This is a genomic window from Streptomyces sp. ADI96-02, assembly GCF_003846185.1.
Lineage (GTDB): Bacteria > Actinomycetota > Actinomycetes > Streptomycetales > Streptomycetaceae > Streptomyces.
This window is the reverse complement of sequence record NZ_ML123034.1, coordinates 6333078-6357640: the sequence shown is the minus strand read 5'-3', so window position 1 is coordinate 6357640 and position 24563 is coordinate 6333078. Positions and strand designations below refer to the sequence as shown.

20 protein-coding genes are annotated in these 24563 nt (G+C 71.2%); 7 read left to right on the top strand and 13 right to left on the bottom strand.

Features of this window, described 5'->3' with window-relative positions:
* Nucleotides 1-45 precede the first annotated feature (45 nt).
* From EES43_RS27805 to EES43_RS27795, 3 genes are all read right to left on the bottom strand, one after another.
* A complete protein-coding gene (locus EES43_RS27805; protein ID WP_124271308.1) occupies nucleotides 46-1206 on the bottom strand; it encodes an MraY family glycosyltransferase in 1161 nt (386 codons plus the stop codon).
* 446 nt (nucleotides 1207-1652) lie between these two features.
* Nucleotides 1653-2987 (bottom strand): diaminopimelate decarboxylase, encoded by a 1335-nt coding sequence (gene lysA / locus EES43_RS27800; RefSeq protein ID WP_124271307.1) that lies wholly within the window; start codon nucleotides 2985-2987, stop codon nucleotides 1653-1655.
* Entirely contained in the window at nucleotides 2984-3391 is a 408-nt protein-coding gene (locus EES43_RS27795; protein ID WP_241192549.1) for an SAV_915 family protein, read from the bottom strand. The genes lysA and EES43_RS27795 overlap by 4 nt, the downstream gene beginning before the upstream one ends.
* Before the next feature lie 258 nt (nucleotides 3392-3649).
* On the opposite strand from EES43_RS27795, the gene EES43_RS27790 reads away from it, so the two are divergent.
* Nucleotides 3650-4234, top strand: a complete 585-nt coding sequence (locus tag EES43_RS27790; RefSeq protein ID WP_346774334.1) for a universal stress protein — start codon at nucleotides 3650-3652, stop codon at nucleotides 4232-4234.
* 63 nt (nucleotides 4235-4297) lie between these two features.
* Here EES43_RS27790 and EES43_RS27785 read toward each other — a convergent pair whose 3' ends face one another.
* Nucleotides 4298-5878 carry an amidohydrolase gene (locus tag EES43_RS27785; RefSeq protein ID WP_124271305.1) on the bottom strand — a complete coding sequence of 527 codons (1581 nt, stop codon included), beginning with the start codon at nucleotides 5876-5878 and terminating at the stop codon, nucleotides 4298-4300.
* A gap of 255 nt (nucleotides 5879-6133) precedes the next feature.
* Here EES43_RS27785 and EES43_RS27780 point away from each other — a divergent pair, with 255 nt between their 5' ends.
* Nucleotides 6134-7078 (top strand): methionyl-tRNA formyltransferase, encoded by a 945-nt coding sequence (locus EES43_RS27780; RefSeq protein ID WP_124271304.1) that lies wholly within the window; start codon nucleotides 6134-6136, stop codon nucleotides 7076-7078.
* 17 nt (nucleotides 7079-7095) lie between these two features.
* Nucleotides 7096-7908, top strand: coding sequence for a dimethylargininase (gene ddaH / locus EES43_RS27775; RefSeq protein WP_124271303.1), 813 nt, complete (start codon nucleotides 7096-7098; stop codon nucleotides 7906-7908).
* 127 nt (nucleotides 7909-8035) lie between these two features.
* On the opposite strand, the gene EES43_RS27770 is transcribed toward ddaH, so the two are convergent.
* Nucleotides 8036-8809 carry an IclR family transcriptional regulator gene (locus EES43_RS27770; RefSeq protein WP_124271302.1) on the bottom strand — a complete coding sequence of 258 codons (774 nt, stop codon included), beginning with the start codon at nucleotides 8807-8809 and terminating at the stop codon, nucleotides 8036-8038.
* Between the two features lie 141 nt (nucleotides 8810-8950).
* Nucleotides 8951-14068, bottom strand: a complete 5118-nt coding sequence (locus EES43_RS27765) for an RHS repeat domain-containing protein (protein WP_124271301.1) — start codon at nucleotides 14066-14068, stop codon at nucleotides 8951-8953.
* A 204-nt stretch (nucleotides 14069-14272) separates the two neighbouring features.
* Here EES43_RS27765 and EES43_RS27760 point away from each other — a divergent pair, with 204 nt between their 5' ends.
* Together EES43_RS27760 and EES43_RS27755 are read left to right on the top strand one after the other, a co-directional pair.
* Nucleotides 14273-15199 (top strand): ABC transporter ATP-binding protein, encoded by a 927-nt coding sequence (locus tag EES43_RS27760; RefSeq protein WP_124271300.1) that lies wholly within the window; start codon nucleotides 14273-14275, stop codon nucleotides 15197-15199.
* Nucleotides 15196-16008: an ABC transporter permease gene (locus EES43_RS27755; protein ID WP_124271299.1), complete on the top strand. Its 813-nt coding sequence runs from the start codon at nucleotides 15196-15198 to the stop codon at nucleotides 16006-16008. The genes EES43_RS27760 and EES43_RS27755 overlap by 4 nt, the downstream gene beginning before the upstream one ends.
* A 56-nt stretch (nucleotides 16009-16064) precedes the next feature.
* Here the strand turns inward: EES43_RS27755 and EES43_RS27750 are convergent, their stop codons facing one another.
* The 4 genes from EES43_RS27750 to EES43_RS31605 form a co-directional block, all read right to left on the bottom strand.
* Nucleotides 16065-17075 carry an SRPBCC family protein gene (locus EES43_RS27750; protein WP_124271298.1) on the bottom strand — a complete coding sequence of 337 codons (1011 nt, stop codon included), beginning with the start codon at nucleotides 17073-17075 and terminating at the stop codon, nucleotides 16065-16067.
* Between the two features lie 6 nt (nucleotides 17076-17081).
* The gene (locus tag EES43_RS27745; RefSeq protein ID WP_124271297.1) at nucleotides 17082-18098 is read right to left on the bottom strand and encodes a histone protein; all 1017 of its coding nucleotides are present in this window, start codon (nucleotides 18096-18098) and stop codon (nucleotides 17082-17084) included.
* Nucleotides 18099-18314: 216 nt separating this feature from the next.
* A complete protein-coding gene (locus EES43_RS27740; RefSeq protein WP_124271296.1) occupies nucleotides 18315-18767 on the bottom strand; it encodes an Asp23/Gls24 family envelope stress response protein in 453 nt (150 codons plus the stop codon).
* 162 nt (nucleotides 18768-18929) lie between these two features.
* Nucleotides 18930-20126: a hypothetical protein gene (locus tag EES43_RS31605; RefSeq protein ID WP_346774333.1), complete on the bottom strand. Its 1197-nt coding sequence runs from the start codon at nucleotides 20124-20126 to the stop codon at nucleotides 18930-18932.
* A gap of 348 nt (nucleotides 20127-20474) precedes the next feature.
* Here EES43_RS31605 and EES43_RS27730 point away from each other — a divergent pair, with 348 nt between their 5' ends.
* Entirely contained in the window at nucleotides 20475-20669 is a 195-nt protein-coding gene (locus tag EES43_RS27730; RefSeq protein ID WP_124271295.1) for a thiazolylpeptide-type bacteriocin, read from the top strand.
* A 131-nt stretch (nucleotides 20670-20800) separates the two neighbouring features.
* Here the strand turns inward: EES43_RS27730 and EES43_RS27725 are convergent, their stop codons facing one another.
* Nucleotides 20801-22255, bottom strand: coding sequence for a dihydrolipoyl dehydrogenase family protein (locus EES43_RS27725; RefSeq protein ID WP_124271294.1), 1455 nt, complete (start codon nucleotides 22253-22255; stop codon nucleotides 20801-20803).
* Between the two features lie 115 nt (nucleotides 22256-22370).
* Here EES43_RS27725 and trxA point away from each other — a divergent pair, with 115 nt between their 5' ends.
* Nucleotides 22371-22766, top strand: a complete 396-nt coding sequence (trxA, locus tag EES43_RS27720) for a thioredoxin (RefSeq protein ID WP_124271293.1) — start codon at nucleotides 22371-22373, stop codon at nucleotides 22764-22766.
* A 180-nt stretch (nucleotides 22767-22946) separates the two neighbouring features.
* Here trxA and EES43_RS27715 read toward each other — a convergent pair whose 3' ends face one another.
* Both EES43_RS27715 and EES43_RS27710 read right to left on the bottom strand, forming a co-directional pair.
* A complete protein-coding gene (locus EES43_RS27715; RefSeq protein WP_241192547.1) occupies nucleotides 22947-23318 on the bottom strand; it encodes a hypothetical protein in 372 nt (123 codons plus the stop codon).
* A gap of 68 nt (nucleotides 23319-23386) precedes the next feature.
* Nucleotides 23387-24406 (bottom strand): LacI family DNA-binding transcriptional regulator, encoded by a 1020-nt coding sequence (locus EES43_RS27710; protein ID WP_124271292.1) that lies wholly within the window; start codon nucleotides 24404-24406, stop codon nucleotides 23387-23389.
* Between the last annotated feature and the right edge of the window lie 157 nt (nucleotides 24407-24563).

Here is a 24563-nt window from a genome sequence, read left to right as displayed (position 1 = left end):
CGCCGTCCGCCCGGCGTCAGTCGGTCGTCAGTCGGTCAGCGCGGGTCAGCGCCGGTCAGCGGTGATTCCGGCCGAGGGCCGGCCGGTGGGCGGCGGGACGGTCGGGTTCGCCGTCGCCGTGCCGAGGGGCACCGCGCTGCCCGGCGCGGTCCGCGCCGCGGGCGGAAACGCCGTCGGCCGGGAGGCCGTCCCCCGGGCCGCCGCGCCGCGCGGCGCGGCGGCGTACACCGGAACGCGCAGCAGGGCGGCGACGGCCGCGCCGCTGGCGAGCGGGACGGCGAGGAGGAAGGCCGGGTGCAGCGTCCCCGCGTACACCAGGGTCGCGGCCAGCACCGGCACGAGGGCCCACAGGACCATGACCACGGCCGCTCCGGGAACGGTGACGCGGAGCCGGCGCAGGCGGTGGGCGATGTGGTCGCCTCCGCCGCGCACCAGGGGGCGTCCGGCACGGCGGCGCGAGATCAGCACCAGGGCGCTGTCGGCGAGGGCCACCGTCGCCAGGAGGGGCAGCGCCGCCCACGCGGTGCGCCCCTGCGGAGCGTGGAACTGGATCAGCGCGCCGCAGGAGGCGAGCGCGAATCCGGTGAACAGCGCGCCCGTGGAGCCGAGATGGACGCGTGCGGGGTGCCAGGAGTGGAGCAGGAGGCCGACCGACCCGGCGGCCAGAGCCGCCGGGAACAGGCCGAGCACGAGCCGGCCGTCGACGGCGGCGCAGGTGAACAGCCCGCCGGCCGTGACGACGGCGACGGCGGGCAGAAGGCCGTCGGAGTTGTCCAGGAGGGCGAAGGCGTTGGTGACGAGGACGATCCAGAGAACGGCGGGCAGCGCCGCCGCCGGGGACAGTCCCGCGAGGTGGGCGACCAGGGTCGCGGCGGCTGCCTGGACGGTCAGGCGCAGGGCGAACGGGAGGGGTCGCAGATCGTGGACGAGTCCGAGAGCGGCGACGGTTCCGGCTCCGGCGAGCAGCGCGCCGACCGTGCCGGCGGAGCCGTCCGGGCCGAGTGCCCAGGCGGCGGCCACGACCGCGCCGGTGCCGAGGGCGAGGGCCGCGCCGCCCAGCTTTCTGAGCTTGCGGGCGCGCGGTCCGCGACCGGGCCCCTCGGGCGCCGGGCGGGAGCGGAGCACCGTTCGGTGGACGCCCTTGGCGAGTACGGCCGTGATGAACAGCGCGGCCACAGCGGAGGCGATGATCCCCAAAACGTTCACCTGCCCTGCCTTTCCTCAGTCGTGATCTGCGGCGCGGGACGCCGGGTGGCCGGTGGATACGGGGCCGTGCGGTGTCCCGGCGGGTGCGGTGTCCCGGTGACACGTGATGCCGCTCGGGTGGCGTTTCTCCCCAACCTACGGGTCAAATGCCTCATTCACCCCAAATAACACGAAAAGGGAAGCGTATTGTTTGGGCTTTCCTCCGCGAGCGGCCGGAAGAGGCCCGCGAACGACACGCGGGCGCCGCCCGTCTGCGGGCGCACGCCGGGCCGTTCACCGAGACGCCGACACGCGCGAGTGCGGCACCGGGTCGCCCGGTGCCGCACTCGATCCCCCACCGGCACTGCCGGTTGTCGCCGGGCCCGTTCAACGGGCCTGTGGTCGAGGGTGGTTGGTCGCGAAAGCGTGAGCGATCGCGTCAGGGAGGTTGATCGCGGAGGCTCCGCTCAGCCGATGTCCCTGCCGCGCAGGTCCTCCAGCGTCTCGCGCCGGACGAGCAGCCGTGCCGTGCCGTCGCGCACCGCGACAACGGGCGGCCGGCCCACCAGGTTGTATCCGGAAGCCATGGAGAGCTGGTACGCGCCCGCGACCGGTACGGCGAGGAGGTCGCCGGGGTGGATGTCGCCCGGCAGTTGCACATCGGCCGCCAGGATGTCGCCCGCCTCGCAGTGCCGGCCGACGACGGTGGCGGCGGCCGTGCCGGCCGACGAACGGCGCCCGACGAGGCGGGGCGCGTAGCGCACGCCGTACAGCGCGGGCCGGGGGTTGTCGCTCATCCCGCCGTCGACGGCGACGAACACCTTCTCGCCGGTGCGCTTCACCGCGAGCACGCGGTAGAGCGCCACGGCGGCCGGGCCGGCCACGGCCCGCCCGGGTTCGATGAGCAGACGCGGCACCGTCAGGTCCGCGGCGGCGCAGCTCTCGACGAGTTCGAGCCGCAGCCGGCGGGCCAGGGCGGTCGGGTCGAGGGCGCGTTCGCCGGGGCGGTAGGCGATGCCGTGCCCGCCTCCCATGTCCAGCTCCCGCAGGACGACTCCGTGCGTGTCGCGGATGCGGGCCATCAGCCCGACCATGCGGCGCAGCGCCGCCAGGTAGGGCTTGACCGTGGTGATCTGGGAGCCGATGTGGCAGTGCAGGCCGGTCAGTTCGAGCTGTGACTGCTCAAGGACGCGCGAGACGGCGTGCTGCGCGCTCCCGTCGGCGAGGGAGAGGCCGAACTTCTGGTCGTCCGTTCCGGTGCGGATCTTGTCGTGGCCGCCCGCGGAGACGCCGGGGACCACCCGCACCATGACTCTCTGCCGGCCTTCCGGCCCGACGGCCGCCGCGATCCGGGCGATCTCGGACGGACTGTCGATGACGATCCGCCCGACGCCGAGCCGCAGCGCCGACGCCATGTCACGGGGCGACTTGGCGTTCCCGTGCAGCACGATCCGGTCGGGCGGGAATCCCTCGGTCACGGCGAGTTCCAGCTCTCCGGCGGAGCAGACGTCCAGGCCCAGCCCCTCCTCGCGCAGCCAGCGCACCATCGCCCGGCAGAGGAACGCCTTCGCGGCGTACAGCACCTCGGCCTCCGGGAAGGCGTCCCGGTACGTACGGCAGCGACCCCGCACCTCCTGCTCGTCCAGGACGTAGACCGGCGTGTCGAACCGCTCGGCCACCTCCGCCAGCGACACCCCGCCGACCGCGAGGCCGCCGTGCGGGAGGCGGCCGGTCGACGCGGGCCACACGGAGAGGTCGTCCTCGGCCGACGGCACCCGGGGAGCCGTGGTGAGCGCGGTCATGACGCGATCTCCCGCCGGACGCCGCCGACCGGGGCGCCGGAGACCGGGGGCCTCGCGACCGGGGCTCCCGCGACCGGACGGCGCTCGGGGCGCGGGCGCGCCGACGGGGCGGCGGCGACGGCGGGAGCGCTGAGGGCCGGGTCGACGGTCAGGGCGTGCACGCCGAGCGGGCCGGTCATCGCGCGCAGGGCCGGCGCGGACAGCCGTACCCAGGGCTGTGCCTCGCCCAGCGTCGCGGCGAGTCGCCGCCTGGTCGTGAACCCGACCGCGGTGCGCAGGCCGAGAGGGCCGCGGAAGAGCCGCACGACGGTCTGGGGTCCGCCCGGCCGGGCCGGTACGAAGAGGGCTCCGGCCGGCACCCGTTCTTCGGGTTCGGGGTCGTCGTCGTAGGAGAACAGGCACATGGGAACCTCCCGGAGGAACCACGAGTGACGAGAGCGCCGGCCGCGGGGCGCGGTCGGCGTACGCCAACGACGCTAGAGGGCGCGCCGGCGCGCGGGACCGGGCCGTAACGGGTCCCTGACGGCCGCCGGGCGGGTCCTGACAGTTCGCTGACGCCGCGAGCGACGGTCCGTCAGGGAAACGTCAGGTTTCCGCCGCCGAATGCCAGGAATGCGTCAGTGAGCGCCGCGTCGGGCTCTCGTCGCCTCTTTCATGGGGCGGTGGGTCTTGCGGGCGAGGGCGGAACAGGAGAGGGGACGGCGTTGAGACGAGTAGTGGTCGGGGTCAGTGGGGACGCGGGGAACCCCGGCGTGCTGCACCGGGCTGCCGCGGAGGCCCGGGTGCGCGGTGCGGAACTGCGCGCGGTACTGGCCTGGCAGCCGCCGGACGTCTTCTGCTCGCGCGGCGGCCCGGGGTTTCCCGGCGGCCTGGCCGAGTACCGCGAGGACGCGGTGGCGCGGCTGCGCGACGCGCTCGCGACGGCTTTCGGAGAGCTCGGCCCCGGGGTCACCGTAGCCGGTGTCGCCGTGCGCGGGACTCCGGGACCGGCGCTGGTCAGCGCGGCGAGCGAGCCCGACGACCTGCTCGTCGTGGGTACGGGATCGCGCACCGTACTGCACCGCTTCACCCGTCCGTCCGTGGCCCGTTACTGCCTGGCGCACGCGGCCTGCCCGGTCCTGACGCTGCCGCCGTCGCCGCTGGAGGACGAACTGCGCGCGGTGCATCTGCGCAACCTGTGGCGGATGCCGCTGAGCACCCGGGAACTGGCCTCCGCCGCACCGCCGTCCTCATCGGCGGCGCGCTGAGGCCGATGAGGACGGGGTCGGACGGGCCGCCTGGGCCGGTCGGAAGGTCGCGGCGCGCCGGGATCAGCGCCGGGCCGGGGCCGTCGCGTCGGAGCCGTCCACGTAGGTCGACACGACCTCGATGTCGCCGATGCGTGCGGGATCCACCCGCAGGGGGTTGTCACCGAGCACCACCAGGTCGGCGCGTTTGCCCGGGGTGAGGCTGCCCGCGCTGTCCTCCCATCGGCAGGCGTGGGCTCCGGCGACCGTATAGGCGCGCAGGGCCTCGCCGACGTCGACGGCTTCGTCCGCTCCTATCAGGCGGCCCGAGGCGGAGGCCCGTTCGACCATGAACTGGATCGCGCGCAGCGGCGAACCGTCGGTGACAGGGCGGTCGGAGCTGCCGACGAGCGGAACGCCGTGGTCGAGGAATCCCCGGCCCCGGTACATCCATCCCGCCCGCCGCTCCCCCATGATCGTCGCGTAGTCGTCGCCGAAGGAGCGCAGGAAGTTGGGCTGGACGACCGCGCTCAGGCCCAGTTCCGCGAAGCGGGGCAGCTGGTCGGGGCGGACGAGCCCGGCGTGTTCGATGCGGTGGCGCGCGTCCGGCCGGGGCCGCAGGCCCTGGGCCCGCTCCAGGGCGTCCAGCGCCAGGTCGGCGGCCCGGTCCCCGATCGCGTGGACGGCGAGCTGCCAGCCGGCGAGGTGTCCGGCGACGATGAGGTCGGCGATCCGCTCGGGGTCGTCCTGGAACTGACCGGAGTGGGACGTGCCCTCGTACGGGGAGGTGAGCGCGGCCGTGCGGGCCATCATGCCGCCGTCGGTGTATATCTTGAGCGCGCCGAGGGAGAGCCAGTCGTCGCCGAAGCCGGTGCGCAGCCCGAGGTCCAGGGCGCTGGTGAAGCCGTCGTCGGGGTGGGCGCCGCGCGGGCGCAGGGTGTCGCCGGCCGCCATGAGCTGCACGCGCAGCGGCAGCCGGCCCCGGTCGCGCAGGAGTTGGTAGGCGCCGAGCTCGACGGGGCTGTGCCCGAGGAGGCCGCCGCCGATGCCCGCCTCGGCGCACGCGGTGATCCCTTCGTCGAGGCATGCGCGGGCCGCGTGCTCGATCGCGTCGGCCAGTTCCTCCTGCGAGTAGGGCAGGCGCAGCCGGCGGGCCGCGGTCATCGCGCTCTCGGCCAGGAAGCCCTCCTGGTGCGGTACGTCGGCCGGAAGCAGGTCCAGGACGGCGGTGTTGACCACGCAGGCGTGTCCGGAGTCGTGCATCAGGAGAATCTTGCGGCCGTGGCTGACCCGGTCCAGTTCGGCGGCGGTGAGGTGGCGGCCCAGCGCCCGCTGGTCGTACCCGGCGAGATCCAGCCAGGCGCCCGGCGGGGCTTCCCGGCGGGCGGCGGCGTCCACGACGGCGAGGATGTCCTCGATCCGCTCGCAGGGCGCGATGCTCGGCGTGCTCGCCCGCAGGCCGGCCCATGCCAGGTGGACATGGCTGTCGATGAATCCGGGCAGCACCGCGGCGCCCTGGAGGTCGACGACCTCGCGGGCCGGCAGGGAGGTCACGGCCTCGTCCAGGCCGACGATCCGGCCCCGCCAGATGCCCAGGTCGCGGGCGACCGGGCGGGCCGGGTCCATCGTCAGAATGCGGGCGTTCGTCAACCTCGTGCAGAGCATGGACCATCCGTCCTGTGGTGGTCGGGCGCGCGCGCCGGGTCGGTTCGCCCGGGCCGAGCCCCGGACGAGCCGACCGGCGCCCGCTCCCCTGTCGATGTCATGTGCCACACCGGGCCGGGTCCCGGGTCGCCGGGCCCCCGCCCTCGGACCCGGGCGGCGGCCGTCAACCGGGAGGCCGATCTTGGGCCGTTGTGATCTTAGGTAAGGCTTGCTTTACTGAGTCGCCAGTTCATCGTACTTCGAGGAGGCATCTTCATGCGGGTCGTCATGTTCGGTTACCAGACCTGGGGTCATCGCACCCTGCAAGCGCTCCTGGACTCCGAGCACGATGTGGTGACGGTCGTGACGCACCCGAAGAGCGAGCACGCCTACGAGAAGATCTGGAGCGACTCGGTCGCGGACCTCGCCGAGAAGCACGGCGTCCCGGTGATCATCCGCAACCGTCCGGACGACGGACTCCTCGCCCTCCTGGAAGAGGCCGCCCCCGACATCATCGTGGCCAACAACTGGCGGACCTGGATGCCGCCGGAGATCTTCAACCTGCCGCGCCACGGCACGTTGAACATCCACGACTCCCTGCTGCCGGCCTACGCGGGCTTCTCCCCGCTGATCTGGGCGCTCATCAACGGCGAGCCGGAAGTCGGCGTCACGGCCCACATGATGGACGACGAGCTGGACGCCGGTGACATCGTCGTCCAGCGGTCGATCCCGGTCGGACCGACGGACACGGCCACCGACCTCTTCCACCGGACGGTCGACCTCATCGCGCCGGTCACGGTCGACGCCCTGAACCTGATCGCCTCCGGGCAGACCGCGTTCACCCCGCAGGACCGCTCCAGGGCGAGCTTCTTCCACAAGCGGGCCGAGGAGGACATCCGCATCGACTGGAACTGGCCGGCCCAGGACCTGGAGCGCCTGATCCGCGCCCAGTCCGCTCCTTACCCCAGCGCCTTCACCTTCCACCGGGGACAGCGCCTGGAGGTCGTTTCGGCCGTCGTGTCCGAGGGCCGCTACGGCGGCACCCCGGGCCGCGTCTTCTACCGCGAGGGTGACGGCGTCGTGATCGTCGCCGGGGCCGACGCCCGTACGGGCCGCAACCACGGCCTGGCGATCACCCGCGTACGGACGGAGGACGGCCGCGAGCTGCCCGCGGCCGAGTACTTCACCTCGATGGGCGGCTATCTCACCGGCCGCCCCTGACGATCGGGACCCTACCCATGCGTACCGCACGTGCCCGGCACTACCTCATGTGCCGGCCCACCTACTTCGACGTGGTCTACTCCATCAACCCGTGGATGGATCCGTCGAAGCCCGTCGACACCCCGCTGGCCATCGCCCAGTGGGAGCGACTGCGCGAGGTCTACCTGAACCTCGGGCACACCGTCGACACGATCGATCCCGTACCCGGTCTCCCCGACATGGTCTTCGCCGCCAACGGCGCGACGGTCGTCGACGGACGGGCGCTCGCCGCCCGCTTCCGCGACGCCGAGCGCATCGCCGAAGGGCCCGCCTACCACGCCTGGTTGCGCGACAACGGGTTCCCCGACGTCCGCACCGCGGACCTCGTCAACGAAGGAGAGGGCGACTACCTCACGGTCGGCGACCGGCTGCTCGCGGGCACCGGATTCCGCAGCGATCCCCGGTCCCACGACGAGGCGCAGGAGTTCTTCGGGCGGCCCGTGATCGGGCTGACGCTGGTCGATCCGGACTACTACCACCTGGACACGGCGCTCACCGTGCTCGACGACTCGACCGTCGCGTACTACCCGCGGGCCTTCTCGCCCGGCAGCCTCGCCGTGCTGCGGAGGCTCTTCCCGGACGCTGTGATCGCCTCGGCGGACGACGCCGCGGCCTTCGGGCTCAACGCCACGTCCGACGGGTACAACGTGGTCCTGCCGCAGAACGCCACCGGGCTCGCGGAGCAGTTGCGCGAGCGCGGATTCCATCCGATCGGCGTCGACCTGTCGGAACTCCTCAAGGCGGGCGGCAGCGTCAAGTGCTGCACGCTGGAGCTGCGCCGGCCGAGCTGACCCCGTGTCCGTACGCCACCGGGTGCCGAACACACCCGGTGGCGTACGGATGGAGTCCGGCGCATCCCGGCCTCCCGGTCGGGCCGGGGGCTGCCCGTCCGGGAGGCCGGGATGCGCCCTCGCGTCGTCAGATGGGCAGGGTCAGCCCTCGCGTCACCTGCTCCGCCGAGGTCAGCAGTTGCTCGCGCACCTGGCTGCCGCGGTACATCCGGTCCGCGCGGAAGGAGATGCCGAGGGATCCGACCGTCTGCGCGCCGGCAACCGGCACGGCGATGCAGACGGTTCCGAGGACGTACTCCTCGCGGTCCATGGCGACGGGCGCGGGGACGGCGAGGTCGATGTTCCGCATCAGCTCGTCGTGGCGGGTGATGGTGCGCGGGGTGAGCCCGTCGAGAGGGTGCCGCGAGAGGTATTCGTCGCGTTCCCCGCCGTCCAGCTGCCGCAGGACGCACTTTCCGAGGGCCGTGGCGTGCCCGGCGTCCGCGAACCCCACCCACAGGTCGACGCGCGGCGCTCGCGGTCCGTCCACGATCTCGGCCACCCTGATCTCGCCGTCCTCGTAGAAGGTCAGATAGGCGGCGGCCGACGTCTCGTCCCGCAGTCCGGCGAGGGCCGGGCGGACACGGTCGAGCAGGTCCTGTCCCGCAGGCCCGGTCCCCGGCTCCACCGCGGGCCGGTGTCCCAGGTTGCCGCCCGTGACGTACGCGCCGTCGTCCAGCCGCCTCAGGTATCCCTCGTCGGTGAGCGTACGCAGCAGGGGCTCGGCCTCGGCCTGCGGCAGCCCGGCCAGGCGGGCCAGCTGCGAGGCGGGTGTCCCGCCCGCACGGGTCCCCGCTGCCTCCACCAGATGGATCGCGTCCTGGACAGCGGCGACGGGCGTGGGTCCCGGCTGATCACCCATACCTCCAGCTTGGGCCCGGCACGCTGAGGCGGCAAGGCAGGGAGCCCTCGGTGCGCGGGCACGTGCGGCGCGTCGACTGCGGCTCGGGTGCCCGCTCCCCTTCACGTGATCGGCTGACCGGCCTCATGCATTCACGCCTCCCTAAAAGGGAACCCAGTTCTCAGGAAAGTCAGGAACCACCCACTCGGTAAGAGGAGGAGGAGTGTCGCCTATGTTCGCGACCGTGGGACTCCATCCGCGATTGGCCGTCACCCCGCCCGCGACCTCTCCCATGTCCATGTAATAGAATCTGTTGGCATAGTTGCTCGATTCGACCTTCACAGAAAGGTCCAGGACCTTTCCCGTGAATCCGTCGACAGCTGCGGAACCGTCCGCCAATCTGACGACATTGAAGTAATGACCCACTTCACCGTTCGTATCGAAGAAATTCGCGATCCTAGTGAGCCCCTTCGTGAGAAAATTCCTCCGACTGCTGAATGCCCCGAGGACGACTCCATGGGTTCCCGGCTGCTGTCCGGCTAGATGCGTCGTGAGCTGTGAGCGCGTGTAGGGACCGCTGAACTTGCGCCCCATCCCCTTCTCGAAGGAACTCCTCACCACCAGCCTCCCTTCCGCTTGGGACCAGTCGAGTCCGGGGCTTTTTCCGTTCAACACGTCGGCGATGAATCCGGCAGGGGCAGCGCACCCATAACCATCCTTCTTGCACTTCTTGGAAATCCCTTTCGCGAGCCCTTCGAGGTTTCCGCCGAAGGCGGAACCCTGCCCCTCCGCCATGGGCGGCATGGTGAACTTCGACGCCGCTTTTCCGGCGAGCAGAGCGCCGCCGTATATTCCGCCTATGACGTCCACTGCCGTCAGAGCATAACCGGCATATTCAAACGGCTTCCTGGCTTCCTCCGGAAGGAATCCAAAGTACTTGTTCAGGATGGTGAGGGTGTCGAGACCGAGGGCGAGACCGCCCGCTACCGCTCCTGCTTTGAGGACAAGCCCGTAAGGAGTGGGCCCGAGCGCCAACGCGGCGACGTTCAGTCCCAGGAACAGGAAGTCGATGCCGACTTGGCTCCAGTCCCAGGCGTCCTTGGGGCTCCGTCCGGTGGGGTCGGTGAAGTTGACGGGGTCGCCGGTGGCGTAGGCATACGCGTTGAGCATGCCGGCGGCCGGGGTGTCGGGGCCGGTGAAGGCTGCTGCCTTCGGGTCGTACCAGCGGGTGCCGAGGGGCTGGTGGCCGGTGGGGGTGGTGTACTCGCCGGCGTAGCCGTAGGGGTTCTCCGTGATGGCCCCGGTGCGGGCGGCGGGCGTGAGTGGGCGGCCGTGGTCGGTGTAGGCACTCCGGCTCGTTTCTGTGCCGTTCGCACCGAGGGTGTGGGTCTTGTCGCCGTGGCGGTTGGTCAGGTAGTAGCCCGTCTGCGGATTCTGGCCGTCGGCCGGCGTGACGGTGCGTGATTCGCGGGTGGCGCCGGTCAGGTAGGTGGCGGTGGCGCCGTTCTGATCGGTCTCGGTGCCCGGGTGGAAGGTGAGCGTGTTCGCCCGGCCGTCGGGGGTGCGGGTGGTCTGGGTGGCACGCTCCCCCGCGGCGTTGTAGGCGTTCGTCACCGTGGTGCCGTCGGGGGCCCGGGTCTCGACCAGTTGCCCGGTGGTGTTGTAGGTGTGGCGGGTGCCGTCGGCGGCCTCGGTGAGACGACCTGCGGTGTCGTAGGTCTGCCGCTTCTCCTGGCCGTCGACCGTGACGGCGGTGGTGCGGGACGTCTTCGGGTCGTGCGTGTAGCGGGTCGTGGTGGTCTTCTCGGTGCCGTCGGGGGCCCGGGTGGTGGTCTGCTGTTCCGTCACGTTCGAGGCCAGGTCGTGGGCGTAGGCGGTCCGGCCGACGAGGGTCCCCTGGCCTGGCCGGTCTCCCTCGGTGACGTGGGTCAGGGACAGCCGGCCCTCGGCGTCGTAGGTGTGGGCGGTCGCGGTCCTCTTCCCGCCGACGGTGGCGATGCCGGTGAGCAGCTTGCGGTCCGAGGTGTAGGTGTAGGCGTGCTCGGCGATGACCTCACCGCCGGGCCCGGTGTGCTTCTCACCGGTCGGCAGACCGACGTCGTTGTACGTGTAGGTGCTCGTCGCGCCGTTGCCGCGATCGGCTCTCACGAGGCGACCGGAGGTGTCGTGGGTGTAGGAGACCCGGGCGAGCTCCTTGCCGTCGCGCGTCTGGACCGCCCCGCTGATCAGGCCGGTCGTCGCGTCGTAGGTATAGGCGGCCACCGCACCGCTCTGGTCGGTGGCCGTGGCGATTTCGCCGTCGTCGGTATAGGTGAAGGCGGTCTTCTTCCCGCCCGGATCGGTACGTTCCCTCAGTTTGCCGTCGGGGTAGTAGGCGTAAGCGATCCTCGAACCTGCCTCGTCTCCCACGACCCACTGCTCGGCGGGCTTCCCGGTCACCGGGTCGTACGCGGTGCGCACGTGCCCGTCCTTCGCGCCCGGGTCGCCCTTCGGCGATGTCCACGCCTCGACCGCGCGGCCGGCCCCGTCCGAACGGCGGTGGGCGACCGATCCGTCAGACCGCGTCATCGACTCCGCCAACCCGTTCACCGGGTTGTGGGCCATCGAGAACGTCGCGTCCTCGCCGGGCAGGGAGACCTGCGCCGGCCGGCCCGCCGCGTCGAACTTCGTCGTGAACCCCGAGGTGGAGCCGCCCTGGGAGGTGAGGGTCTTCCTGGTCTTGTTGCCGAAGGCGTCACGCAGATACTCGGCCTTGGCGCTCTGCCCGACGCCGGCCCGGCGGGGCGAGAGACTGTCGGACTCGGACGGGCCGGCCGGTGTATAGGCGTGGTCGGCGGTGAAGGCACTGGTGCTGTGGTCCGAACTCACCGGTCTGCCGAAGGCGTCGAAGCTGCTTTCGGAGACCACGCCGGCGCTACCGTCGCCGAACCGTGTCTCGGACCTGACCGGATTTCCCCGGTCGTCGACGGTCTCCGTGCTGGTGACCGATGCCCCGGCCCTTCCTGCCGGCACCAACTGCCTGGTCGTGGTGCCCGCGACGCCGTCGTGGGATGACACCGTTCGGGAACCGTTGGGCCCGGTGACCTGCGAGGGCAGGCCCCATGCGTCGTACTCGGTCCTCGTCACCCGCCCGGCGCCGTCGATGCTCCTCACCTGCCGGCCGGAGGTGTCGAACTCGGCGGCCACGACCCGCAGCCATTGCCCTTCGGACAGGATCGCTCCCTTTCCTCCGTTGCCGGACGGCTTGTAGTTCGACTCCGCGAGGACATTCCGCCCCAACTCGTCCGTCGTCGTCCGCGACGCGAGGCCGTCGGACGCTCGGCGGCTCGTCGTGGAGCCGCCCCCCGATCCCATCGCGTAGGTCACGGTCGTGACCGCGCCGTCCAGGCCGGTCGACTTCGTCGGACGGTCCGCTACGTCGTACTCCGCACTGGCCTCGCCCAGATCGCCGACCTTCTCCGAGAGCGTGGCCCCGTTGGCCAGATCCGACACCGTGACGGTCGTGACGCCGTCCGTCCCCGTGACGGTGTCCGTCCGCCGGCCGACGCCGTCGGCGTCCTTGTCGAGAGTGCTCCGGGTCGATGTGACGGCCGCACCCGGGTCGCCGCCCCTGGCCGTCGAATCGCCGGTGGCCGTGACCTTCGAGACCTCACCGGCCAGCTCACCGGTGTGGTATTCGAATTGCTGCGCGGAGACCGTCCTGAGTTCGTCCGTCCCCTTCGCGGCGGCCCTCGTGACCGACTTCGCGATGGCCTTCCCGTCCCCGGTCAGCGAGTTCTCCACCACCTGGCGGGCTCCGGTCGCGGTGTCCCTCGTCTCGGTCCGTACCGGGATCGAATGCTGTCCGAACTCGGTCGTCGTCTCCAGCCCTCCCTGAACCGAGCCCACGAGCCGACCCAGCGCGTCGAACCGCGAGGAAGCCTCCGTCACCCGTGTCCGGGAAGGGTCGTTCGGATCGATCGTGGTCGCTCTCACCTCGGTCGGCAACTGATAGTTGACCGGCGCCTTCATCGCCGTCGGCGGAGCCCCGTCCGGCGTCTCCCCCGGATACGAGAACTCCGTCCGCGACACCTCTTTCGTCTGCGACCCCACTCGGACCCTCGCGACTTCGCTCTTCAGCAGGTGCAGGGCGTTGTAGGCCCGCTCCACCTCCTGGCCGTTCGTCTGCGAGAAGCGCACCCGGTACGTGAACGAGCCGTCGCCCGAGTTCTCCAGCCGGTCCGTGCCGTCGGCGCAGTACTGCGGGCATCCCGTGTAGTTCCGGCCACCGTTCGCCCCGTCCGGATTCAGGCTGACCGTCACCGGATCGAGGAGGACCCGGTTGGCGGAGTTCCTCACCTCCACCTTCGACACCGCCACCACCCCGCCCGAGCGCGCCTCCGACTCGCCGTAGGTGAACTCCGTCCGCGCACCCGTCGGCGCCACCACCGCCGCAGGCACCACCACGGCGTTCGTCCCCTTGACCGTCCACTCCACTCCGGTCCTCTGACCCGCCGCGTCCGTGACGGACTTGATCCGGCCCTGCGAACGCTCCACCACCGTCTGCGGGGCCTTCGCCTGACCCCAGCGCCTCGGCGAAGTGAACGTCACCTTCGAGCCCTCGTACGTCACCGACAGCCTGGAGCCCCACCCGCCGGTCACGGATTCCAGCCGGTGCTTGTTGTTGATCAGCTTCCAGGTCAGCTTCGTGACATGCCCGAACCGGTCCCGCACTCCCACCAGATCGCCCACACCGTCGAAGTACTGCTTCGACCCGTCCTTCAGCGACTCCAGGGTGTACGCGTGCGGCACGGGGGCCGTGGCGGAGACGGCCTTCAGGGAAACGTCCTTGAGCTTGTAGTCCTTCAATCCCGTCTCCGCCGAGGCATCCATGCGGTGCTCACCCGACGCAAGCACCAGCACCCCCCGTTCCACGTCCACGAACGGCAACCCCAGCGACATCCCCGCGCCCAGCCCGTACCGGTCCACCCCAGCGGCGGACAGAAGCTGGGAGAACTGCGCGTTCACCGCCAGTCCGGAGTCGGCCGGTCCCGAGACGCTCCCCAACGAGGGCGCGAACCGCGCCTCGCCCGTCCGCTCGTCCACCGCACCGCCCAGCGCCCCCATGGCGGCCGACAGCGACCCGCCGCCACTCGCCCCGGAGGCCGGAGCCGCAGACGCCGTCGTTACGCCTCCGACGCCCGACACGCCCGCCACCCAGGGCAGGGACACTCCCAGCGACACGGCCAGGGACGACGACACCGCCCGGCGGGCGAAAAATCGGAGAGGCGAGAGACGCATTCGTATCCTCCAGAATGACCAAAAAACATTTAAAATCCATGCAAAGCCTTCCATCGGGCAGGACGTACCGGGGAAAGGTCCTAGGAGATTCCGACGGTCCGGACCTCAGGACGGGGCATCAGCTCGGAGGCCGTGACATCCGTCATGGGAAGCGGTGACAGACCGCACTGCCGTGTGCCTGAGAGTGGCGGGAGTGTGGGGTGCATGGACACCGTCATCGAAACCGTCGGTCTGCGACGGAGCTATCAGGGGTTCGACGCCGTGCGCGGCGTCGACTTCACCGTGGCGCGCGGGGAACTGTTCGCGTTGCTGGGTACGAACGGAGCGGGCAAGACCTCGACGCTGGAACTGCTGGAGGGCCAGGCGCTGCCCACCGGCGGGAGCGTACGGGTGCTGGGCCACGACCCCTTCCGCCAGCGGTCAAAGGTCCGGCCTCGGATCGGGGTGATGCTCCAGGAGGGCGGCTTCCCGACCGAGTTGACCGTGCTGGAGACCATGCGGATGTGGGCGGGCTGCACCAGCGGCGCCCGCCCCGCCGGTGAGGCCCTGGAACTGACCCGGCTGACCGGCCGGAGCGCCGTGCGCGTGAAGCAGCTCTCCGGCGGGGAACGCCGTCGTCTGGACCTGGCCCTCGCCCTGCTCGGGCGTCCGGAGGTGCTGTTCCTGGACGAACCGACCACGGGCCTGGACGCGCAGTCCCGCCGCGACACCTGGGATCTGATCCGCGACCTCAAGGCCAACGGCACCACCGTTCTGCTCACCACCCACTACCTGGAGGAGGCGGAACACCTGGCCGACCGGCTGGCGATCATGCACCGGGGGCTCATCGCCACGACCGGCCGCGTCGCCGACGTCGTCGCCGAACGGCCCTCCCGCATCAGCTTCCACCTCCCCGACGACCGCTTCCTCGGCGACCTGCCGCCGCTCCAGCAGATGGGCGTCACCCGCCACGAGACCACCGGCCGGACCGTCCACCTGGAGACCCGCGACCTCCAGCACACGGCGACCTGGCTCCTCACCTGGGCCCACGAGGCCAACGTCGCCCTGCTCGCCCTGGACGCCCGCTCGGCCTCCCTGGAGGAGGCGTTCATGGACATCGCCAAGAACCTGGACACCGAGGAAACCTCATGACCTCCACCCTGACCACCGCCGCCCACGCCACCCCCGCACCCGCCACCACCACCACGGCCTCCCGCCTCCTCGCCCTCGGGCGCGCCGAACTCACCCTCCTCCTCCGCAGCAGGGCCGCACTGATCACCGCGCTCCTGGTGCCCGCCGTGACGGCCTTCTCGATGCGCGGCATGGTCAAGAGCCTGGATCTCGGCGGCACCGGTCTGTCGATCGCCACCATCCTGCTGCCGGGCTCACTGGGCCTGGCGCTGATCTTCTCGATCTACTCGAACCTGGTAGGCGTCTACGTGACGCGGCGCGAAAGCCTGGTGCTCAAGCGGTTGCGCACGGGCGAGGTCCGCGACTGGGAGATCTTCGTCGGCGGGGCGCTCCCCGCTCTGCTCCTCGCCCTGGTGCAGTCCGTGCTCCTCGTCATCGGCCTGACGGTGGTCCTGGACCCGCCCGCGCCGGCCGCGCCGCACCTGGCGGTGCTCGGGCTCGTGATCGGAGCGGCGCTGCTCGTCGCGGCCGGCGCTCTCACGGCCGCGGTCACCCGTACGGCGGAGAGCGCGCAACTGACGTTCCTGCCGTTCTGGCTGGTGAGCATGGTCGGCTCGGGAATGTTCGTGCCGCGTGAGGTGCTGCCGGGCATCGCGGGCGACATCAGCGCCTGGCTGCCCTTCTCACCCGTGATGGACCTGCTGCGCGGCGGCTGGACGGGCAGCCTCGACGTCGGGGACCAGGTCCGCCTCGTGCTCGCCGCTCTCGCCTGGACGGCCGTCGCCGTGGTCGGAGTGCGGCGCTGGTTCCGCTGGAGCCCGCGCCACTGACCGACACCCCCGACGCCCCCGACGCCCCCTGATGAGGAACGGAACGGTCACGGCCGTCACCGTTCCTCCTCTTCGTCGTCGTCCTCTTCGTCGTCGTCCTCTACGTCGTCGTCCTCTCCGTCGTCCTCCTCTTCGTCGGCTTCTTCGTCCTCATCCCCGTCCTCGTCTTCCGCTTCTTCGCCCTCGTCCTCTTCGGCCTCGTCGTCGTACTCCTCGTCGTCCGCGTCCTCCTCGGCCTCCTCTTCTTCCATGGCCTCCTCATGCGTGCGGACGACTTCGCCGTCGCGTATCTCGCCCCGCCAGCCTTCCGGTTCCTCCTCCGTGAGCGTCACGTAACGCTGGAAGTTCTTGAAGTCGAGCCGCAGGCGTCGTCCCTGCGCGCGCCACAGGTTGCCGGTCTTCTCGAAGAAGCCGGAGGGGTAGTACTCGACGACGAGGACGATGCGCGTCAGGTTCGGAGCCAGTTCGTGGAAGCTCACGGCCCCGTGTGTGGTGCCCTTGTCGCCCTCAGACGTCCATACGATGCGGTCGTCCGGCACCTGTTCCTGGATGGTTGCTTCGAAACTGCGGGTCGAGGGGCCGACCTTCGCCTTCCACTTGCTCGTCGTCTCGTCGTCCCTCGATACGCTGCTCACACCCTTGGTGAAGCTGCTGAAGTCCTCGTACTGGGTCCACTGGTCGTAGGCGACCCGCAGGGGAACGCCTACGTCGAGCACCTCGACGATGTTCGTCACCTTCGTGTCACCCGCCTTGCCCTCACTACGGCCTCCGCCGAGGGTTTCCTTCACCTTGTCGGCCACACCACTCGTCGCCGCCTTGGTCTTCTCCGCCAGAAAGGCCCGTACCGGCGATTCGCCCTGGAGTATGCGCGATCCGATCGCGGGCAGTTGGCCACCGTTCTCAGCGACGTCGTTGAGCTGTCCGGTCACGTCGGTGAGCTTCTGGCCGACCATTCCGGCCGCCCGGTCGAGTTGGGCCCCCACGTAGTGGACCACCTCGTCCCGGAGCCTGCTGACGGCGGTCTCCTCGTCCTGCTGCGGGGCGTCTTCGGTCTCGGTCTTCGTCATGGCGGGCTACCTCCGGCGCTGTGAACGGCTGGCCGTGCTCTTCGCGGTCTTGCCGGCCGACGACCTCGACCGGCTGCTCGCCTTCTTGGCGGGTGCGGTCTTCTTCGCTGCGGCCTTCTTGGCGGGCGCGGCCTTCTTCGCGGCTGTCTTCTTGGCCGGTGGCTTCTTCGCGGCGGCCTTCTTCGCGGCAGCCTTCTTCGCCGGAGTACGAGCGGTCTTCTTCGCCGGGGCCGCCTTCTTGGCTGCCGCCTTCTTGGCGGGCGCGGCCTTCTTGGCGGGGGCTGCCCTCTTGGCGGGAGCTGCCCTCTTCGCCGAAGCCGCCTTCTTCGCAGGTGCGCTCTTTCGAGCCCTGCTCGTCGCCCTTCTGTCTCTGGCGGGTTGCGCGGCTTCCTTGCGGGGCGTTCGACGATGACGCCGAGCGGGCGCGGGCTCCGGCTCCTCTTCTTCCTCTTCGCCCTCGTCTTCCTCCTCGCCCTCGTCTTCCTCTGCCTCTTCCGGTTCCTCTTCGTCCTCGGGCTCTTCTTCCTCTTCGTCCTCTTCCTCTTCGTCCTCTTCCTCTTCGTCCTCGGGCTCCTCGTCCTCGGGCTCCTCGTCCTCAGCTGCCGAGTCCTCGGCTTCGCCCTCCTCTTCCTCCTCTTCCTCCTCCTGGTCGCGGCTCTCCTCGTCCTCCTCCTCTTCCTCCTCGTCTTCCTCCTCGTCGTCATCTCCCTTGCCGCTGAGCCCCAGCGCACGTTCACCGATCACGTCGGCGAGCGAGCCGACACCGCGGTTGGCCACGGCGGTCACCGCACCGCGCGCCGCGTCGAGTCCTTCGGCGCGGATCTGCTCCTGCAACTGCGCCACCTGCGGGACTTCACCCAGTCGCTTGGCCGCCTCGATGGCGAGTTGTCGCGGTTCCAGGCCGAAGCTCTTCCCTGCCAGGAACATCGCGACGCTCAGCGCGAGACGGCCCTTCTTCGTCCGGCCCAACAGGTAGCCACCGGCGACCGCCGAGGCCAATGCGACTTTCGTCTTGTCATCCATAAGAACGCCACCTTGAAGGCTCGTCGATGGATCCGGCACGGCACCAACGACCGTCGTCCGGTCCGGTGTTCGGGGAAACTCTCCTCACGAGCACGCCATGACGCGGCGACCACCCGAGGTGAAAGCCTTTATGCGGATGCCTTCCGGCTGCCTTTCCGTCCGAGGCACCCGGCGGTACGGGACAGAGGCGTCCCGTACCCGCCCGGCCGGACAGGACTACTGGACCCGGGAGGGACTCTGCTTCTCGTCCTCGTCCTCGTCGTCGCTGTCGTCGCCCGGCACATGCACGTCCACGACAGCGATGTTGACCTCGACGACTTCGAGACCGGCCATGGACTCCACGGCCCCGCTCACATCGGACCGGATCTCACGGGCCACGTCCCTGATGGACGACCCGTACTCGACGACGATGGAGAGGTCGATGGCCGCCTGCTTCTCGCCGACCTCCACCCTTACTCCTCGTCGGGTGTCGCTCGAACCGGGAACCCGGTCCTTCACGGCTCCGAACGTACGGGACACGCCCCCGCCCATCCGGTACACGCCGGACACCTCACGCGCGGCTATGCCCGCGATCGCGGCGACGACGGAGTCGGCTATGGTCGTCTTGCCCTTCACCGAACCGCTGCCGGTCCCTGACGTGCCAGTCCTGTCGGATTCGTTGACTGTCATGAGGAATTCCTCTTCCGGGGAGATTTCCGCCCGCTCACTGTGTGGCGGAAGCGGAAGCGAATCGAGGTGTCGGCGCCCCAGGCGGAGCACTCTCTGCAACGCCTCACTTCCCACTGTCCGCGCCTTGTCCCGGTGACGCCATTCGAGTGGCGTCACGGCCTCTCAGCGCTCTCGTCGGTGCGTCGGGCGACGCCGTGGTTTGATCGGGGCCCGACCCTTGCGTGCGTGGTCGCCGCCAGTCCCCACCTCGGCCGCACGGACCTGTTTCCTGCCGCTCCTGCGGTTGTCGGCGGCTTCTCCATGCGCGGACTTGTCTCCGCGCACGGACTTGTCCCCATGCGCGGCGGACTTGCCTCTGCCATGTGCGTCACGGGGCCGTGCAGCCCGCTCAACGCTGTCGCCGGTCCCCGCGGCACCGGCGTCCTCGCCCGCGTCGGCCACCGCCTTCCCCGCGCCCTCACCCACGTCGTCGACCGTCTTCCGTGCCCCGTCGACCACGTCGTCAGCGCCCCCGGCGACATCTGCGACACCGCCGCCGGCCTTGTCAGCAGCCGAGCCCGCGCCGCGTCCCACGTCCTCGACAGCCGCACCGGCCCCCTCCGCGACGTTCTCCGCCGCCGCCCCGGCGCCCTGCCCCACGTCGTCCACCGCGGAACCGGCTCCCTCGCCGACGTCCTCCACCGCGCTCCCCGCACCTTCGCCGACGTCCTGGACCGCCGATCCGGCCCCACGCCCCACTTCTTCGACGGCGCCGCCGGCCCCTTCGCCGACCTCCTCCACCGCGGCTCCGGCACCCTCGCCCAACTCGCCGACCGCTCGGCCGGTACCGCTTCCGACCTCCTCGACGGCAGCGCCCACACCGCGGGTCAGCTGTTCCAGAATCTGTGGGTTGCGGTCGACGGTCTCCAGGACGCGGGCGAGGATGTTAGCCACGTTGTGCAGACGCACCTTGAGCTGCGCCTGGACGTCGACGCCCTTGATATCCAACTGGACACGGCCGAGTTGGACGTCGGCGCCGACGTTCAGCTTCAGCAGATCCAGCACTTCGGCCTGTAGCGAGACACGAGCGCGGAGATCTTCGACCTCCAGGCCGAGTTCGTCGAGATGGAGAGTGGGGACGTCGAGAAAGACATCTGACGGACCCTCATTGACGTCGTCGTCCTCCGGGACGACGAGTTCGTACGTGTCCGGATCCACGTACGTGTCCGCGTCCTCGTAGACGTCCGGGCCCTCGTCCTCGTTGTCTGCACTGTCGGCTACAGCCATACTTCGCGCACATCCTCCGTAGGCTCCCCGTGCCCCCACCTCAAGTGTCGACCGCACAGTCCGGGCCCGCAATCGCCCGTGGATCCGACCCATGGCCGGAGACCTCCCCGGCCATAAGTCGCCGGATCCACGCCGTACAACGCTTGGATCGTCCCACTCGGCGTTCGGTGCGGCGCAAAACGTCCGTCCCGTGAGAACCCGGGAAGTCCGCGATTGCTTTCGGAACCGAAGAGGGGACGGAAGGCCCTGGCGCATTGTCTCGCCCCGCGCCTTCACCTGCACGTCGGGCCAAGAGGAACGGCCACTCCGGGGCCGCCCAGAAGCTTCAACACTCTGTCAACTCCCTCTCAATATAAGGAAGTCGACCAAACCACCTGATCTACGCTGCCGAAGCGGCGCATCGAGCCCGCCCTGTTCCCTCTCACTCGACCGGGAGAACACATGACGTTCCGAGACATCGCCGCGTCCTTCGGCCTCGACGTATTGGACCTCGGCGACATCACCGTGACCGCCGTGCGCGACACGGCGGGAAAGAGCGGATCCACCTATTCGCTGTCCTCGTCCTCCTCGACGTCCTGCCGGGGTTGCAGCGGTTGCGGCGCGTGCAGCGTGCAGCCGCCCATCGAAACGGCCTGAGCCTCGGCATGAGGGCTTCCCCGGCGCGACGGCAGGGTCCAGCCCCGCCCCGGACCACGCCCGCACCCGCCCCTCGCCCTGGACGTCGAGGGGCCGGGGCCGGCGGCGGAGCGAGCAGGCCGCCCGGGCGGTTACGCCGGCGCCGGCCCGTCCCGGTACGCCTCCAGCAGCCGCAGCCACACCTCGCTGATGGTCGGGTACGCCGGGACCGCGTGCCACAGGCGGGCGATCGGGACCTCTCCGGCGACCGCGACCGTCGCCGAGTGCAGCAGTTCCCCGATCCCGGGTCCGACGAACGTGACGCCGAGCAGGACCTCGCGGTCCAGGTCCACCACCATGCGGGCCCGGCCCCGGTAGCCGTCGGCGTACAGGACGGAACCCGCGACGGAGCCGAGGTCGTAGTCCACGGCCCGGACGCGGTGTCCGGCCGCCTCCGCCTCGGCCAGCGTGAGGCCGACGGAGGCGGCTTCCGGGTCGGTGAAGACGACCTGCGGGACGGCCGCGCGGTCGGCGGTGGCGGCGTGCGCGCCCCAGCGGTCCGTCTCCAGCGGCGTCGTCCGCACGGCGCGGGCGGCGATGGCGGCGCCCGCGATACGGGCCTGGTACTTGCCCTGATGGGTCAGCAGGGCACGGTGGTTGACGTCGCCGACGGCGTAGAGCCAGGTCGAGCCCTCCACCCGGCAGCTGTCGTCGACGGTGAGCCAGGAGCCGGGCTTGAGGTCGACCGTCTCCAGGCCCAGGTCGTCGGTGCGCGGTGCGCGGCCGGTGGCGAACAGGATCTCGTCGACCTCGATCCGGTCGCCGTCGTCCAGCTCGACGGTCACCGGGCCGTCCGGTGCGGCGCGGTGCACGGCGGTGGCGGAGACGCCGGTACGGATCCGGGCTCCGGCCTCCGTCAGCGCCTCGGCCACCAGCTCGCCCGCGAAGGGCTCCATCTTCGGCAGCAGCCCGTCGCCGCGTACCAGCAGCGTCACCTCGGCGCCGAGGGCCTGCCAGACGGTCGCCATCTCGACGCCGACGACTCCGCCGCCGACGACCGCGAGCCGGCCGGGCACCTCCTTGGCGCTGGTGGCCTCGCGGCTGGTCCAGGGGCGGGCCTCGGCGACGCCGGGGAGGTCGGGGACGACCGCTCGGGTGCCGGTGCAGACGGCGACGGCGTGGCGGGCGGTGAGGCGGCGCACGGAGCCGTCCGCGGCGGTGACGGTCACGGTGCGGGGACCGGCGAGGCGGCCGGTGCCCCGGTGGATGTCGGCGCCGATGCCCTCCAGCCAGGCGACCTGGCCGTCATCCTTCCAGTGCGACGTCTCGTCGTTCCGGTGGGCGAGCACGGCGTCCACGTCCAGCGGTCCCTGGACGGCGGCGCTGAGCCCCGGGACGCGGCGGGCGTCGGCGCGGGCGACGACGGGGCGCAGCAGGGCCTTGCTCGGCATGCAGGCCCAGTACGAGCACTCGCCGCCGATCAGCTCGCTCTCGACCACCGCCGTGCTCAGCCCGGCGGCACGGGCCCGGTCGGCCACGTTCTCCCCCACCGGACCCGCGCCGACGACGACCACGTCGTACTCGGAAACCTCTGCTGCATCAGTCATGGAAACAGTGTCGTCGCGGGTGTGCCCTCCGGCCACATGGGCAGGCGGAATAGCGCCAGCGCAGTCACCGTTGTGCCGGACACGCCCGAACGGCACAAGGAAGAGGTAGCAGAGCATGAGCACCGTAGAGCTCACCAAGGAAAACTTCGACCAGGTCGTGACCGACAACGACTTTCTCCTGATCGACTTCTGGGCTTCCTGGTGCGGCCCGTGCCGTCAGTTCGCACCCGTGTACGACTCGGCCTCGGAGCGCCACCCGGACCTGGTCTTCGCCAAGGTCGACACCGAGGCGCAGCAGGAGCTCGCGGCGGCGTTCGACATCCAGTCGATCCCCACGCTGATGATCGTCCGGGACAACGTCGCGGTCTTCGCACAGCCAGGCGCGCTGCCCGAGGCGGCTCTGGAGGACGTCATCGGCCAGGCGCGCGAGCTGGACATGGACGAGGTCCGCAAGTCCGTCGAGGAGCAGAAGCAGGCGGCGGCCGGTCAGGGCGGAGCGGAGCAGGCGTAGCCGCCGCACCTGCGGCGCACGGTGGGCGAGGGGTCCTGCCGGTCGGGAAGGACACGGTTCCGGTCGGCAGGGCCCCTCCGCCGTGCCGGCCGCCGCGGCAAAGGAGCGCTGCCGGCCTGACGTGCGGGGGCCCGGACGCGCGGGTGTCAGGGGGCCGCGGGTGTCAGGGGGCCGCGGGTGTCAGGGGGCCGCGGGTCCAGCGCCGCCCGGGAGGCCGGGCTCGCGGAGGGTCGAGCCGTGGTCCGGGGGCTCCTCGGCGTCGGTCCCCGGCACCGGTTCCGCCGGTTCCGCCAGGTCCTCGGCCCCGTGTGCCGCGATGCGCACCGACATCCCGTAGTCCAGCTCTTCGCCGTCGATCAGCACGGCCTCGACGGTGTGGGTCGCCGGATCGATGTCCGCCGCAATGCCTCCGCCCTCGTACCGCGGATAGCCGGACTCGCCGGTGTCGCCGGTGGCGGCCACGACCGCGGACCGGACCGCACGCCCGGGGCCGCCGCCCGTCCTGCTGTGCTCGGGGACCAGAAGGAGCTCGTAGCTCTGCGGATGGCTCATGCCCCCGACGCTAGACATCCGCCGTGCGCCGCGCATGTCGTCGCGCCGGGGGCGGCGGGGGCGTGCGGTCAGCTGGATTCGCGGTGGACGGCGCTGGTACGCAGCAGATCGTGGTGCTCGGGTGCGCTGCCCGGGTGGTGGACGAGGCGGTCGATCGTCTCGGCGAGCGGCTGCGGAATGGCCAGTTCCATCCGTACGGTGCTCAGCCGGGGCCGCAGCAGCCGCCCGAGCAGCAGGTCGTCGGCGCCGACGAGCGCCGTGTCCCCGGGTATGTCGATTCCGGCGTCCTGGAGGGCCCGCATCAGCAGCATGGCGTAGGCGTCGTTGTACGCGAACACGGCGTCCAGCCGCAGGTCCCGCCAGCGCTCCGCCAGGCGGGTCGCGGACTGCTCCTCGTAGTGCAGCGGGAGCGGCCGGACGTGCGCGCCCGTGCGTTCCGCCGCCCGCCGGGCCCCCGCGAGGCGGGGCTCGCTGAAGGAGGCGAGGCCCGGTTCCTGCGGCATGACCACGCCGATGCGGCGCCGGCCGCGTGCCAGCAGGTGTTCCACGGCGCTGCCGCCGACCAGCCGCTGGTCCATGACCAGGCCGTGGGCCCCGGGGACCGGCTCGGGCCCCAGGGTGATCACCGCTCTGGCCCCCGAGCGGATGAGCACCTCCGTACCGTGCGGGCTGAGGGTGATACCGGGCGGGACGACGACGGCGACGGGCCGCAGTTCCGCCCAGGCCCTGGCCGACTCGTCGGCGGCGAGGCCGGCGTTGCCGTACTGGACGACGGTGTAGTCGAGGCCGCGGAGTCCGGCCTGCAGCTCCTGGAAGAAGTGGTGCAGCGGCTCTTCCGGCAGGCGGCCCGTGGGCAGTAGCACCACCCGGCTGTGCCCGGCGCGCAGGCTGCGTGCGGCGGCGTGCGGGACGTAGCCGAGTTGGAGGGCGGCCTCCCTGACCCGGCGCCGGGTGGGTTCGCTGATCCGGACGGTCGAGTTGTTGTTCAGTACGTACGACACGGTGGCCCGGGACACTCCGGCGAGGCGCGCGACATCGGCGCTGGTCGGAACGGAGACTTCGGCGGGCTGCTTGGGTAACTGGCTCATGGCGTGCGGCAGTCTTCCAGACCGGCCCGCCCGGCTACGGCCCGGTCCGCCGGTGCGCGGCCGGATCCGGCCGCGCCGCGCCCGGTCCGCCCTCCGCCGGGTCCGAGGCGGCGTACGCGTCCGTGGCACAGCCGAGCGGCGCGGGAGGGCGGGGCCG